The 14,275-nt window shown below is 69.5% G+C and carries 10 protein-coding genes and 1 pseudogene; 8 read left to right on the plus strand and 3 right to left on the minus strand.

Annotated features, from left to right (window positions below; translation table 11 throughout):
* Positions 1-84: 84 nt before the first annotated feature.
* Entirely contained in the window at positions 85-1,053 is a 969-nt protein-coding gene (locus tag ACMCNK_RS23215; RefSeq protein ID WP_412738489.1) for a hypothetical protein, read from the minus strand.
* 445 nt (positions 1,054-1,498) lie between these two features.
* On the opposite strand from ACMCNK_RS23215, the gene ACMCNK_RS23220 reads away from it, so the two are divergent.
* From ACMCNK_RS23220 to ACMCNK_RS23245, 6 genes are all read left to right on the plus strand, one after another.
* Positions 1,499-2,116 (plus strand): hypothetical protein, encoded by a 618-nt coding sequence (locus tag ACMCNK_RS23220; protein ID WP_412738490.1) that lies wholly within the window; start codon positions 1,499-1,501, stop codon positions 2,114-2,116.
* 159 nt (positions 2,117-2,275) lie between these two features.
* On the plus strand, positions 2,276-4,798 hold the full coding sequence (locus ACMCNK_RS23225) for a type IV secretory system conjugative DNA transfer family protein (RefSeq protein WP_412738491.1): 2,523 nt from the start codon (positions 2,276-2,278) through the stop codon (positions 4,796-4,798).
* Between the two features lie 393 nt (positions 4,799-5,191).
* Complete coding sequence (locus ACMCNK_RS23230; RefSeq protein WP_412740959.1) at positions 5,192-6,031, plus strand: replication-relaxation family protein; 840 nt, start codon at positions 5,192-5,194, stop codon at positions 6,029-6,031.
* A gap of 473 nt (positions 6,032-6,504) precedes the next feature.
* Complete coding sequence (locus tag ACMCNK_RS23235) at positions 6,505-7,335, plus strand: hypothetical protein (RefSeq protein ID WP_412738492.1); 831 nt, start codon at positions 6,505-6,507, stop codon at positions 7,333-7,335.
* A gap of 575 nt (positions 7,336-7,910) precedes the next feature.
* Positions 7,911-9,992, plus strand: coding sequence for a hypothetical protein (locus ACMCNK_RS23240; protein ID WP_412738493.1), 2,082 nt, complete (start codon positions 7,911-7,913; stop codon positions 9,990-9,992).
* Positions 9,993-10,226: 234 nt separating this feature from the next.
* On the plus strand, positions 10,227-11,315 hold the full coding sequence (locus ACMCNK_RS23245) for a M23 family metallopeptidase (protein ID WP_412738494.1): 1,089 nt from the start codon (positions 10,227-10,229) through the stop codon (positions 11,313-11,315).
* Positions 11,316-11,590: 275 nt separating this feature from the next.
* Here ACMCNK_RS23245 and ACMCNK_RS23250 read toward each other — a convergent pair whose 3' ends face one another.
* Together ACMCNK_RS23250 and ACMCNK_RS23255 are read right to left on the minus strand one after the other, a co-directional pair.
* A complete protein-coding gene (locus ACMCNK_RS23250; RefSeq protein WP_412741092.1) occupies positions 11,591-11,995 on the minus strand; it encodes a hypothetical protein in 405 nt (134 codons plus the stop codon).
* 30 nt (positions 11,996-12,025) lie between these two features.
* Positions 12,026-12,340, minus strand: a pseudogene (locus ACMCNK_RS23255) (endonuclease domain-containing protein); the annotation flags it as partial.
* Positions 12,341-12,774: 434 nt separating this feature from the next.
* Here ACMCNK_RS23255 and ACMCNK_RS23260 point away from each other — a divergent pair.
* Positions 12,775-13,086 carry a transposase gene (locus tag ACMCNK_RS23260; RefSeq protein ID WP_412738495.1) on the plus strand — a complete coding sequence of 104 codons (312 nt, stop codon included), beginning with the start codon at positions 12,775-12,777 and terminating at the stop codon, positions 13,084-13,086.
* Entirely contained in the window at positions 13,083-14,009 is a 927-nt protein-coding gene (locus ACMCNK_RS23265; RefSeq protein ID WP_412738496.1) for an IS3 family transposase, read from the plus strand. The genes ACMCNK_RS23260 and ACMCNK_RS23265 overlap by 4 nt, the downstream gene beginning before the upstream one ends.
* Positions 14,010-14,275: the final 266 nt, after the last annotated feature.

Below are 14,275 nucleotides of genomic sequence, written 5' to 3' on the forward strand. Positions count from 1 at the left end.
CTTCCTCAACCACGAGGTGGTGGCGCCAGCACCGTCGCTTGGGCCACTGCCCTGGGGACCGTCGGTCGACTCGGGGCAACGGTGTCAGCCCTTGACGGCGATCTTCTTGCCGTATGCCTTGACAGTGAACGAGACAGACTTGTGGGTCCACGGGTTCGTCGCGCGGAGCCGCACGCCGCGATCCACGACGGTCACCTTGATCATCTTGGCGCCGATTCCGTGGTTGAAGTCGGCCACGTCCTCGCGGACGGTCCGGCGTAGGGCAGCCACGTTGATCCGGTGTCCGTGGGCGCGTTGGCGGGTGTCGGCCGCACCCCGAGAGGCAACCTCGCCGACGGTGGCCTTCATGTGCACGTACGCCACGCCCTTGGCCAGTGCCTTCGAGGTGATCGTCACCGACACCGCCGGCAGCGTCACGTGCTGCGCCCCGTAGGTGTACGTCGAGATGTCGGTGAAGCCTGCGCCGGTGGTACGGCTGCCGGTAAGTACTCCCGCCGCGCTGACACGCACGGTGACCTTCATGCCGCCGTCGGCGGCATAGGCGTAGTCGGAGGAGCCGTCGTCGTGCACGGTCTTGGTGCCCGCGTGCCTGCTGTCGGCGAGCGCCGCGCCGGAGTTCCCCTCAATACTGAGGGCAGTGTTGTCAAGGGTGATCGACGGCTCCGAAGTGAACTTGTAGCGAACCTGCGGGCGGTGCATCATCTTCACCGCTGCCCGCTCAGCCGACCCGTCGAGGGACTGGTACACGCCTCTTCCACCGACGACATACAAGGCGAAGCCGGTGCCGGACACGGATTCGATCTGGTGCGTGACGTCGACCACCAGTGAGGACGAGGCCGACATCGGGCCCTCGGAGAAGGTGTCGGTGAGCTTCCAGCCGTCATGTGACGCGGCCTTTGACGTGTCCGCCACCGTCTTGAGCGCCGCCGCCATCGCGGTCGCGTCCAGCGCGGTCGTGATGTCCGCGGCGTACGCGGGGCCCGGCATCGCGAGCAGGCCAGCGGCCAGCGTCGCGGCGGCTGCCAGGAACGAGGAACAGGACGGACGCAACATCGATACTCCGAGTAGAAGCGAGGGGCATTGATCAGCGCGACAAAAGGTATCGAATCCGGTCCTTTCACGGCTCGACCCAGCAGCTTCCGTTACCGACCGTTACCACGGATGAGGGCTCCATCCGGTTTGTCGGCAGTGACCGGCCGTCCCGAGACGGACACCAAGGACCGCGGATAGCTACCAGCCGCGATAGTTCAGTTACCTTGTGTCACGGCGATGCGGCGAAGACTCGCGTGGCAAGAGCATTTGAGCCGCGCAGAGAGCGCCGACATCGCGGCACAAGCCCTCGGCTACACCGCCGAATGCGCCGCAGACCACGCCACCCTGGCCGGAGCCACCTGGGCCAGCTACGCCGCCCGCCGGCGGGAAAGGCGGTAGCGCTCGGGACGTTGCGCTCCTGCTACCTGTCGGCAGGTGGGGAGCGGCAAGTCCGTAACCTCTGGCTATGAATCGACGGGGATGGAGCCTGGTCATTGTCGCCGCCAGCGTGCTGGCTCTGGTGTCGCTTGCCTCAAACGTGACGACCAGCAGCCAGATGGAAGGCAAGGCGAACACGCTGCTGGCCGGCCGTTTAGTCCTCAGCCAGCTGGTCAATGCCGGGACGGTCTGGGCAGGGCTGGCAGTGTTGTCCGGGTGGCTCGTCCGCCGCCCTGCCCCGGCCGTTGCCGCCGGAATCGTCGCCCCGCTCACCGCTCTCGTCCTGCACTACGGCGTGGGGCTCGCCCTTGGAATGTTCGGTCCGGACGTCTGGGCCGACAATTCGCACTGGTTTCTGGCTGCGATGGTCCTGGGCGGACCGCTCGGTCTGGTGGGCGCCATCGCTTGCCGGCTGGATCGGTGGGGGATGGCGGCCCGTCTTGTTGTCCCGGTCGGGGCCGTGCTCGAGCCGTTCTACCTCGGTCGGTTCACCACCCCCGCGATTTTGCCCTGGCCGGACCGGGTGGCTGCCATCGGCAGCGGATTGGCGCTGTTGACAGCCGGAGTTGCGGGCTGCCTTCGAGTCCTCGCCACTGGCAGGAGGCGGCAAGCAACGCCTGGGCGACGAGCTACCGCCGAGCCGTGAGCCCGGTGTTCCTGTGGTTCGGGGAAACAGACAGGACAGCGTCCCCGCCTTGATCAGGAACCGGCACGCCGACACGCGCCCAAACTCACGACACCTCAATGCTCGACGCCGTCAGTACGTGCCCGCCGCCCGACTCGACCCTCTGATGAGGACGCCGTCATGAGACCACCACCGTTGCTGCTTCACGCGCCGTCGGCGCCCAGCCCCCACCCGGGGCCGGGCGCCGACTTCGTTTCTCCCCCCAGCCGACCCGCCCGCCTGGTCATCGACACCGCCGTGTGGGCGGCGCACCGGCCGTGGCTTCTCGCGGTGGCCGCCGCAGTCCTGCTCGTCTATGTCGCCGCCCGCAACCTCCTGGATGGGTGGCGGCACCGCTACCACGTGACCGATGCCAGGGTGATCACGATCGCGCCGCCGCCGGAGGTGGACCCGCACAGCTCGGCTGCCCTGTGGGCGAACCTGTCCGGCACGCTCACACCATCCCGCAAACGCCGGTTGATCTACGGCAGCCCGCACGTGGTCTGGCAGTACACCTGGACCGGGCGCCGGCTGCTGATCAGCGTGTGGGTGCCCGGCAGCGTCCCCCGCGGCGCCGTAGAGGCCGCGATCCGCGCCGCGTGGCCCGGCGCCGCCTGCACCACCGACAACCCGGCCCCACCCATTCCGTCCACCGCCACGATGGCCGTAGGCGGGCACCTGACCCCGACGGCGGCGGAATGGCTGCCGTTCGCCACCGAGCATGACAGCGACCCGCTGCGCGCCCTGATGTCCGCCGGCTCGCAGCTCAAGGCCGACGAGCACGCCTGCGTGCAGATCCTCGCCCGCCCCGCCGGGCCCCGCCGGGTCGCCCGGGCCCGCCGTGCCGCCGGGCGCATCCGCGCGGGCAAGACCGCCACCCCGACGATCAACGCGGCGGCCCCGCTGCTCTGGCTGATCGAGGCATTCCAGACCGGCTCCTCGCGGCGCACCAGCTCCGCGGTGCCGGCCGCACGCCGCGATCCCGGTATCGAACGCGACGTGCGGGCCATCCTGGACAAGACCGCGCACCCGCTGTGGCAGACCGGCGTCCGCTACGCCGTCGCCCGCACCCCCACCCGCGCCGGCCACCTGTCCGACGGCCGGCTGCGCGGCATCGCCGACACGATCGGCTCGGCGTTCGCCGTCTACACCGGCCGCAACGGCCTCGCCCACCGCACCCGGATGAGCTCCCCGGTCGCGGTCCTCGCCGGCCGGCGCCTCGGCCCGGGGTTCCTGACCTCCGCGCCGGAACTCGCCGCCCTGGCCGCGCTGCCGCAGGACCTGGCCGTGCCCGGCCTGGACCGGGCCCGCGCCCGCGCGATGCCGGCCCCGGTCGCGATCGCCGCCGGAGGCCGGGGCACGAAGGTGCTCGGCGACGCGGAGGTCGGCGGACACGGCATCGCGTTGGGTGTCGCCGACGCCCGCTACCACCTGCACGTCATCGGCTCGACCGGGTCGGGCAAGACGACGCTGCTGGTCAACATGGCCGTGGACGACATCAAAGCCGGCCGCGGCACCATCGTGATCGACCCGCACGGCGACATGGTTCTGGACATCCTCGACCGCATCCCCGCCGGCCTGGCGCACAAGGTCGTCATTTTCGACCCCGACCAGCCCAACCCGCCCACGATCAACCCCCTCGAGGGCGATGACCCGGACCTGGTCGTCGACAACCTCGTGTCGATCTTCGGCAACATCTTCGCCAAAGCCTGGGGGCCGCGGATGGACGACGTCATGCGGGTCGCGTGCCTCACCCTGCTGCGGCACGCGAACGTCACCCTGCAGCACATCCCTCCGCTGCTCAACTCGGCGCAGTTCCGGTCGGCGATGACCGGGGGCCTGGACGACCCGGCCGGGCTGTCCGGGTTCTGGCAGTGGTACGACGAGCTCAACCCGGCCCTGCGTTCGCAGGTGATCGGCCCCGTCCTCGCCCGGCTGCGGTCCTTCCTGCTGCGCGACTTCGTCAAGCGCACGATGCGTTACCCGAAGGCCAGCTTCGACATGGGCAGAATCCTCGACGGCGGGGTCCTGCTGGTCCGGATCCCGAAAGGCACCCTGGGTGAGGACACCAGCAAGTTGCTCGGCTCGCTCATTCTGGCGCAGGTGTGGCAGGCCACGACCGCCCGCGCGAAACTCGCCCCGGACCAGCGGCGCGACGCGTCGTTGATCATCGACGAGGCGCAGAACTTCCTCACCCTGGCCAGCAGCCTCGAGTCGATGCTCGCCGAGGCCCGCAAGTACCGGCTGTCGATGACGCTGTCGCATCAGGACCTGGCCCAGTTCCCCCGGGACCTGCTCGCCGCCGCGTCCGCGAACGCCCGCAACAAGATCTATTTCACGTGCGCGCCGGAGGACGCGAAAGTCCTCGCCCGGCACACCCTGCCCGAGCTCGACGAGCACGACCTGACCCACCTGGACGCCTACACCGCCGTCACCCGGCTGGTCGTCGACGGCCGGCAGCTTCCCGCGTTCACCATGAAGACCCGCCCGTCCAAGCCTCTCGTCGGGGAGGCGACCGCGATCCGGCAGGTCGCCGCGCAGGCGGTGCCGCCGCAGGACACCACGGCCATGGACCACCTTGTCGAGCAGTACTCCCGCCGCGGCGACACCAACAGCGGCGGCGGCAAGGACAAACGCTCCGACACCGATCCGCGCCGCGGTTGAGCCCGGCGGCCGCCGGCATCGCTAGACCAAGGTCTGTCAACGCCCTGCTCCGGGCCGGTCTTGCACCTTCCCGCGGAGCTTCACCCGCCGTTCACCACCGATCACCGTTCGCTCACGCACCGCCATTGCTGTGGTGTCTGTCAAGGCAGCACAGCGGCCGTGAGGTCCGACGACCGTCGACGCGAACAGTTCCCGACACCCTCCCCACAGGAGGGTCACCCTTCCTGTCTATCTCCCCAGGAGACCCGCGTGTCATCCGACTTCCGCTCCTCCGACCGGTATCCCGGTCCCCTCGAACCTCCGAGTCCTCGTCCTGCGTTCCTGGCCCCTGAGCCCTCCGCAGGTTCCCGAGCTCGGCCCTCCCACGCTCGTAGCTCGTCCAAGCGGGCCAGGCTGAGGCTGCTCGCCCGGCTCACGCTCCGCGACCGGCAACTGCTCGACTGGCTGGCGGAGCACTACCTGCTGTCCACCGACCAGATCGCCGCCGCGCTGTTCCCGTCGAAGCGGGCGGCGACGCTGCGGCTGGCCGCCCTCCACGAGATGGAGGCGGTCAACCGGTTCGTCGACGTCACCACCGGCACCCGGCAACACCTCTACGCCCTCGGCCCGCTCGGCGCGCTCGTACACCCGAGCACCTACAACGACCCCGACCGGCCCGACGCCCCGGCACCGCGCACGGCGACCGATCGCACCGAGCGGATCGTGGGCAGCCGCAAACTCGCGCACCTGCTCGGCACCAACCAGCTGTTCATCGACCTGCACGCCTACACCCGCGCCGACCCGAACGCCCGGCTGCTGCGCTGGTGGTCCGAACAGCACGCCACCGCCGCCTACGCGCTGTCCGGGATCCGCCCCGACGGGCACGGCATCTGGCAGGTCGGCGACCGCACGACCGGATTCTGGCTCGAGCACGACCGCGGCACCGAGAAGATCGCCACCGTCCTGGGCAAGCTGCGCAACTACGCTCGGCTGGCCGTGGTCGGCCCTCGCTACCCGGTCCTGCTGCGCGTGCCGTCGCGGCGTCGCGAACGCAACCTGCTCGACGCCCTCGCCGGCGTGCCTGCCGGGCTTCCCGTTGCGACCGGCATCCACAGTGAGCACCCCGCCGGCCCGGCATGGACCGTCGCCGGCGACGCCAGCGGCCTGCGCCGCTGGCTGCACGAACTGCCCAGCGCCCACGGCCCGGTCAACGCGGCCACCAACCCGCACCGCTACAGCGGCCCCGAAGACTGACCCCGCCGCCGCCGGAAACGCGGTGCAGCACGATTCCGAAAGTCTCACAGCCGCTCACAGCCCGACCGCAGTCCCGGTGCGAAAGTCTCACAGCCCAGGTCAGAGCCAGTTTCCGCCCGACTGCGGAAGGCCGGCGCTGTGAGACCGCAGCGGTACCGTCAACGGCACCACACCCACCTCTATTTTCTCCACCCCCGGTTCGGTCCCACCGAAGGGACTCCCGCCGCACCACCACGGTGCCCTCACCCACCCGTCTCCTGTAGGCCGGTCGGTACGCGTACCGCGCGGCGGCCCTCTCCGGTCGCACCCACCACCACGATCTCGCGAACCCGGCGGATCGACCGCACCACCGCGCGACCCCGCGAACCCTGCGGATCGCCGTCCACACCCCTATCCCTGACTGATCCACGCACCCGGTGGACCGGTCCCTTTCCGCGTGTCCGCACACGCCCGCACCGGTGGAGGAACCCGCCATGGCCAAGACCGCCACCACGGCGCCGAGCAGCAACGGCAGCACCCCGGCACCGGCAGCCACACCCGCGCCGAAGGCGACCCGCCGCACCACTGCGGCTGTGACGCCTGCCGCGCCTACCTCCGGGAGTTCCCGGACCCAGCCGCCGCCGGCCGTCACGCCCACTCCGACGATCCGCACGATGATCGTGCTGCTGCCCGACGCCGTGCCGCACGAGTCGCTCACCGCACACGCCCTGGACCAGCACTTCGGTGTCCGCGGTGCTCTGGAACCACGCTTCTGGGCCGCACCGACTCTGAAGCTGTGGCAGCGCGGGCAGCTCGTCGGCTTGCGCAAAGGCCGCCCGGCCGCCTGCGCGGGTGGACCCGCCCGACTGCTCGACCTCGCCGGCCTGCGCCAGTCCGCCGGCATCGGCGCCGGTATCCGCCACCAGGTGTGGACCCACGCCGTACGGGGCACACGCCCCGCCTACCCGTGGACGACGTACCTGGCCAAGCACCTCGCCGACCCGGCGAAGTACAGCTGGGACGACGCCAAGAACGACTTCCACACCCAACCGCGCGTGAACGCGATGCGCATGCACAACGTCGTCAACCCCGGCGCCGGACACCTCGACCTGTTCGACATCGAGATGTTCCAGGCCGGGCAGATGGCCTACCAGCACCACAGCGCCGCCACAGCGGTCTGCGCAGACGCGCTGCTCTGCGACAACGGTGTCCGCCTCGCACCCCGAAGCGACGCCCTCACGGACCGTACCACCTACGTCGAGCAGGCACTACGCGTGCTCGACGTGATGCCCGCAGAGCAGCGGCTCATCGCCGTCAGCCTCTAACCGGCCCACACACCCGGCCGGGACGCTCGCCCACCTCGAAACCATTCGAGACGGCAAGCGGCCCGCCCGGGAGCGGTTGTCGCATGGCGGCGACCCGCGCCCCAGCCGCGAAAGCACGCATGCCTGCGAGCCGTGCTGAATCCGGCCGAGTGCAGGGTTCCCAGGTGGCGACCATTGCCATCGCTGCCGACCAATCCCCGCCCCGCCGCATGTCCGCCACCGAGAGCCCCCGATGTCCGGCACGGTCACTTCCGGACGTAAGCGCGGACGCGGTGCAAACAGACCAACCGCGCTGTCACGCCGCCCTGCGTTGAGACCACCGCCGGCCGCCCTCGGCAGGGGCAGGCACCTGCACGTCCGGCCGTCGACAACGGCCGCCTTTCCCTCTTCCGCCATCCCCGGCCTCCGTGCGGCCCTTGCCTGCGCCCTTCACCGCAGGTCCTGGCAGCGCCCGCTGCCCTCACGACCTCCGGCCGGGGGCGCACCAAGCCGTACGGGGCCCGACCGGCCCCGCCGCCGCGGCGATCCCTCTCGCGCGCCGGCCCCAACACCACCCCCCATTGAGGAGTTTCTCCGTGACCACAGACGACCGCACCGACGGCCAGCAGGCCCCGACGCCTCTGAGCAACGCATCTGCCCCGGCCATCGTCGACACCCTCGCCTATCCCATCTCGCCTGACTACGTGAAGAGCTGGACGCCCGTTCGTGGGCTGTGCGAACTCATCGCGAACGCCCTCGACGAGGACCACGACGCCAACGTCGCGTGGGCCGACGGAGTCCTGAGGATCGCCGACGACGGTCCGGGTATCCCCGAGGAAGGTCTCATCCTCGGCTACTCGACCAAGACCAACGCGCAGATCGGTCAGTTCGGCGAGGGCAAGAAACTCGCCTGCCTGATCCTGGCCCGCAGCCCCGGCGTCGGCGCGGTGCGCTGCGAAACGGTCGGCTACGGCTTCGTTCCGACGGTCGAACGGCGCCGGCTGCTCGGCGGCCTGATCCCGTCGCGGTCCGAGCAGGGCGCCGAGGTCCTGGTCTACAACCTGTACCGAACCGACCGCACCCGCGGCACCGTCATCACGGTCGAATGCCCGAAGGAACTCGCCGACGAGGCGATCGGCCGGTTCCGTGCGCTGAGCGAACCCGGGTACGCCCCACCCGCGATGCCCGGAACGTGTGTGCTGACCGGGGATCCCGGACGGGTCTGGATCGGCGGCGTGCTGGTCACCACGGTCCCCGGATTCCTGGCCTCCTACGACCTGCCGTTGGACGACAAGGCGCTGCAGAACCGCGACCGCACCGTCATCGAGGCCGGCGCCCTGCGGGACGCGGTCCGGGCCATCCTCGCCGCCAGCGACGCCCCGCCGGTCGTCGACCGCTTCGCCGCCCACGTGCTGGCCGGAGAGAAACTGCGCGAGGCGGAACAGTTCTTCAGCGGCGTCATCCTTCCCCGCGCCCGGGCCGCGTGGCGTACCTGGGGACGCGCGCACCTGCCCGCCCAGACGTTCTACACCAGCCCCGGCAACGAGGAAGCAGCCCTCGACTTGAAGGACAATGGGTTCGCCGAGGTCACAGCCCGCGGTTTGGCCGCCCACCACCAAAGGGCGCTCATGGACCTGCTAGGCGTCGAGATCGCCCACACCCGCCAGCGCCGACACTACGAAAAGACCCGCGACAAGACCACCTGGGTACCCGAACGCAAGCTCACGCAGGAGCAGCACACGGCCTTGGCAACCGCCACGCAGCTGGTCCGCCGCGGCATCGGATCCTTCGCCCTGGATCAGGTCCGGGTGTACGCCGAGAGCGAGTCCAGCCCCTGCGCGGACGGGTTCTACAACCCCCGCTCCGGCGCGGTGGCCGTCCACGTCGACGCGTTGGCCGACCGCTCCCGGCTGCTCGAGATACTGCTGCACGAGGCCGCGCACCGGGTCGCGCATCTCGGCGGCGGCCGCTGGGCACCGCGTTGGGACTACGGCGATCGGTGCCGCGGATTCGAGGAAGTCCTCGGGGACTTCGCGGCGCTGCTGCTGGGATACCTGGCCGACGGCGCGAAACTCCCCGATGCTGTCGAAACGCCCAACAACGAGCCCCCGGCCTCCCGGGTACACCGGTCCGGGGCCGACGACCCCGCCGTGCCCGTGACCCGGCGGGAACTGGCCCACCTGCTGATCGAGCGGTTACCCCACGCGCTGACCGCGGGAGGTTTCGCCGACGCGAAGGACATGGTGGCCTCTACCGCCGTGCACGCCGACTTCTGGCGCACCCTGACCAACCCGAAACCCGCGGGGTTCCGGGCGCAGATGGGCCGTGGCCGGGCCTGGGACTACGACAAGACGAGCCTGCTCGCCGACGCGGTCGGGGTGCATTCCCCCGTGGTGTGGCTGGCCTACAACCTCTGCGAGGGCTCCATGTACGCCCGCCGCCGGGAGCAGTGGGGCCAGCCCGGCCCGTGGGCGAAGCAGATGCGCGAGGTGACGCTCCGCGCGTGCGCCGACCTGGACGCGCTCGGCGGCGCCTACGCCGCGCAGGTCCCCGCACTGCGTGCCCTCCTCACCGGCCAGACACCCGCCCCGACAGGTGACGACTGTTGGCAGGCGCCAGCACGCACCCTCCTGGCTCTGGAACGACACCGGCTCGGCCTCGACGCCCAGCCGGCGTGACAGCGACAGCGCCACCGCCGCCCTGACCAGGCCACAACGCCGCCAGCACCGGCGGAGCGGTCAGCGTCCGGGCATACGACATCGACGCCGAACCAGCCGGCACGCACCGCTGACGGCGCGGCCAAGACCCCATTCGCACGACAGACGAAGGCCGCGCGCACGCCGACCACCGGCACCGCGCGGCCTTCGCCGTGCCCACCCGATTCCACCTGAGCCATCCAGGGAGTGACCGCCATGACCACCCGACTGCTGTCCTGGATCGCCGCCGCGGTCGCCGGCACCATCCTGCTCTGCTCGGGGCTGGCATCGACCCTGATGTTCGGCGGCGATGGCGCCGCCATCGCCGCCTGTCACACCACGGCCAGCGCCGCCCCGAGCGGACCGTCGGCCGCCGCCAGCGCACATATCCCCAACCCCGGCGGCATCGGCCCCATCGGCGAATGGAACGCCGAGCAGATCGGCAACGCCGCCGTCATCATCAGTGTCGGCATGCGGCTTCAGATCCCGCCGCGTGGCTGGGTCATCGCCGTGGCCACTGCGATGCAGGAATCGTCGCTGATCAACACGCTGGGCGGCGACCGCGACTCGATCGGCCTGTTCCAGCAGCGGCCGTCACAGGGCTGGGGCACGCCAGCGCAGTTGCACGACCCGCGATACGCGGCGAGCAAGTTCTACCAGAAGCTGCAGACGATCGACGGCTGGCAGGCGATGCCGCTGACCGAAGTCGCGCAGAAGGTGCAGATCAGCGCCTATCCGGACGCGTACGCGAAGTGGGAGGACGACGCCACCCGGATCGTCGCCGCCCTCACCGGTGTCAACGCCGGGCTGGCCGCCTGCGCCGCGACGGTCAGCGCCCAGGGCTGGACCCCACCGGTGCACGGCAAGGTCGGCTCCGGATTCCGCACCGCGGACCGTCCCACCCACGACGGCGTCGACCTGATCGTGCCCAAGGGCACGCCGATTCACGCCGCCTCGGCCGGGACGGTCAGCCGGGTGCGGTGCAACGCGATCGACGTGCGTACCAGCGGTGACTGGGGCTGCGATCGTGACGGCGACCCGAACCTCACCAGAGGCTGTGGCTGGTACGTCGACATCGACCATGCCGGCGGGATCGTCACCCGGTACTGCCACCAGATGATCCAGCCCTACGTCCACGTCGGACAGCACGTCAACGCCGGCGACGTCATCGGCATCTCCGGCAGCAGCGGCCACTCCACCGGACCACACGTTCACTACGAGGTCCACCTCGGCGATCACACGTCAGCGACCGCGGTCGACCCGGTGACCTTCATGGCATCGGTCGGCGCCCCCCTAGATCAATAGGCCTGCTGTAGGTTCTCATCGCCAATGGCGGATTCTCGGGATCTTGGCGGCTGGGTTGGCGGTTTCGCCAACATCGTGAGAATGACGCGCATGCGGGGTGTCCGGTCGCACTGAAGTTGGCGGGTACTTAGGCGGCTGGCAGGCTCGACGCGGCGCGTCGATGGTTCCGCTCCACTGGATCAACCGACACGGCACCAGCAGATTCATGACATCCTGGCCGCTCGCGCTGACGAGGCAGACAGAGAGACCGCCTTGGAGTCTGCCGCGCAGGTGGGTTATCGGAAGTAGCTGCGCGGATCGATCGCCCGACGGGGCACCCACGCAGGAGGCGTGCCGTCGAGTTGCTCCTCGACGGCCGTCATTGCATCTCGCAGCGCGATCCACAGCGCGCCGAGGTGCAGGTTCATGCGGCCGACCTCGCCGTGGTTGAGGCGATCGGCGAGTTGTTCCAGCAGGTAGATCCAGTTCCGGGCTCCCTCTGGCGGTGCGATGCGAGACTCTCCGAGCGTGCCCAAGCCGTACCCGTCGAAGTCGCCTGCTTCCCGGCTGAATTCGGAATCGATCACGACTTGGGACCAGGCTCTCCGGATGTCGTGGCCCAGCGCGCCCTCCTCAGAGAAGATCGCGTCCCACTTCATGCGCAGGCCGAGGATGAGAGTCGGGTGGTACCACCGGTACATCTCAAAGATCGGCCGTCGCGATGACCCCTCGGCGAGGTTGCATCGCGAGCACAGTAGGCCCCGCACGTAACCGGACTCGTGGTCGTGGTCTTCGACCAGTCGGCCAAGGGAGGATCGCAGAGGAGGTAACCCGCAGATTGCGCATCTGCCGGCCTGCCATTGCTCCAAGAAGCGTGACTGGCGAGCGAGTGCCGTGTCGAGCGGCTCGCCCGCAATCCGTGGAACCCCCATTTGGCCCGGCCAATCCCAGCACGCGGGATGCTGTCGATCGCGCCAAGACGGCCCTGTGTCGGGCGTCGGACGGACTCGCCGTCGGGACTGCCGTGGTGCTGGCTCATTCTTCATGGCGGCAGGCTAGGAGCGCCGTCCGACAGATCGGTCGTGTCCAGTGTTGCTGCCGGGCGCGACCGATACCGCATGTTCTCGTCGACCTGGTCCTCATCGGCGCTGGTGGAGCATGTTCCCGCGAAGGTTCCGTGGGGCGGTTGTCGGCTGTGGTGGCCGCTCAGGGCCAGCAAACGATTCCCTCGAACGAGGTACCCGAGGGGATGCCATGAGGAACCCGCCAGGTTGATGAGAAGGAATCGCCGCCGTGACCGTGAGAACCTACTTGGCGTTGCAGGTCAATGCCCATCAACACCGCCATCGGCGGCGAGAACCTACACCTGCTGTAGGTTCTCATTAGACCTTGCACTTTCTCATCGAACTGCCACCTGAGTTCCCCCCGCTTTCATGGAGCTTCTTGATCATGGTCTGATGGCCATGGGGAGGAAGTATCTGTGGCGGCACCGAAGAAGTACCCCGATGAGCTTCGAGCGCGTGCGGTGCGCTTGTACCGCGAGTCGGATCCGAAACCGGTCATCAAGCGCCTGGCCGAGCAGCTGGGCGTGCACCCTGAGGCGTTGCGGAACTGGATCCGGCAGGCCGAGGCGGACGCGGGTGAACGCACCGACCGGCCCGCAACGGAGATGGCCGAGGAGAACCGGCGGCTGCGGCAAGAGGTCGCCGAGCTGCGTCGGGTCAACGAGATCCTGCGAGCGGCCTCCAGCTATTTCGCCTCGGAGCTCGACCCGACCCGGCGACGGTCATGAGGTTCATCGACGAACACCGTGACCGGTACGCGGTCGCGCTCCTGCTACGGGTCCTGAACATCGGCGAGTCGACCTACTACCAGTGGATCCGCCAGGCCGAACGGCCCTGCGACCGGGACCTGGTCGACCTCGGCCTGCTCAGCAACATCCACGAGATCTGGGAAGCGTCCGGCCACACCTACGGCGCGGATCGAGTGCACCAGCAGCTACGCCGCGACGGGATCCGGGTCGGCCGTAAACGTGTCGAGCGGTTGATGGCCGCCCAGGGCTGGCAGGGCGCGTACTTGCGGCGCGGCTGGCGCGGCGGCTCAACCCGGCAGGACCCGGCGGCGACGCCGGCGCCGGATCTGGTGAACCGGGACTTCACCGCGACCGGCCCGAACCGGTTGTGGGTGGCCGACGCGACCCGGATCCCGTGCGGTGAGGGAGTGTTCTGGCTGGCCGCGGTCCGCGACGTGTTCTCCCGCCGGATCGTCGGGTGGAAGACCTCCGACCGCTGCGACACCGACCTCATCCTGGCCGCCCTGGAGTACGGGATCTGGTCGCGTGATGTCCGCGATGGTGAGTTGATACATCACAGCGACAGAGGGTCGAACTACACGTCGTTCCGCTTCGCGCAGCGCTTGCAGGACAACGGGATCCTGCCCTCGATGGGCTCGGTAGGCGACAGCTTCGATAACGCGCTGATGGAGAACTTCTGGTCCATCCTGAAGGTCGAACTGGTCTACCGCACGAGCTGGCGGACCCGCGACGAGGCCGAGAACGCGCTGTTCACCTACATCGACACCTGGTACAACACCCGCCGCATCCAACGAGAACTCGGCTACCTCAGCCCTGACGAGTACGAGACGACCTGGCACACCCAGCAGGCCGACCACCGCGAGCCCGATATCGTCACCCCTGCCCCAGCCGGCGGCAGGTAACCACCGCTCCATCAAAGCGGGGGAAGCTCAACCTGAGTTGTCACTCTGCGACAGTTCGTTGAGATGTGTGCGGCGCGGCGGCGGGAGTTGATATTCCTGTTGGTCGATGCTGCGGGTTATGCCGATTGAGGTGGGAGATCGCCTTTCTGCGGTTGAGGTGAGGTATCGGCCTGCGGGGAGGGACCTGGTCGCTGCTGCTCTTGGCCGAGTGCCGGTGGCGGAGCTGGTGGCGGCTCGGCCGGTGCGGGAGTTTCGCTGGTACAAGG

It is taken from the genome of Krasilnikovia sp. MM14-A1259 (assembly GCF_047159535.1).
In the GTDB taxonomy this organism is placed as follows: domain Bacteria; phylum Actinomycetota; class Actinomycetes; order Mycobacteriales; family Micromonosporaceae; genus Actinoplanes.

What these genes read in the sequence shown, in the direction of transcription:
- ACMCNK_RS23265 (WP_412738496.1), top strand. Translation starts at nt 13,083, where the DNA reads ATGAGGTTCATCGACGAACACCGTGACCGGTACGCGGTCGCGCTCCTG.
- ACMCNK_RS23235 (WP_412738492.1), top strand. Translation starts at nt 6,505, where the DNA reads ATGGCCAAGACCGCCACCACGGCGCCGAGCAGCAACGGCAGCACCCCG.
- ACMCNK_RS23245 (WP_412738494.1), top strand. Translation starts at nt 10,227, where the DNA reads ATGACCACCCGACTGCTGTCCTGGATCGCCGCCGCGGTCGCCGGCACC.
- ACMCNK_RS23250 (WP_412741092.1), bottom strand. Translation starts at nt 11,995, where the DNA reads ATGTACCGGTGGTACCACCCGACTCTCATCCTCGGCCTGCGCATGAAG.
- ACMCNK_RS23225 (WP_412738491.1), top strand. Translation starts at nt 2,276, where the DNA reads ATGAGACCACCACCGTTGCTGCTTCACGCGCCGTCGGCGCCCAGCCCC.
- ACMCNK_RS23220 (WP_412738490.1), top strand. Translation starts at nt 1,499, where the DNA reads ATGAATCGACGGGGATGGAGCCTGGTCATTGTCGCCGCCAGCGTGCTG.
- ACMCNK_RS23215 (WP_412738489.1), bottom strand. Translation starts at nt 1,053, where the DNA reads ATGTTGCGTCCGTCCTGTTCCTCGTTCCTGGCAGCCGCCGCGACGCTG.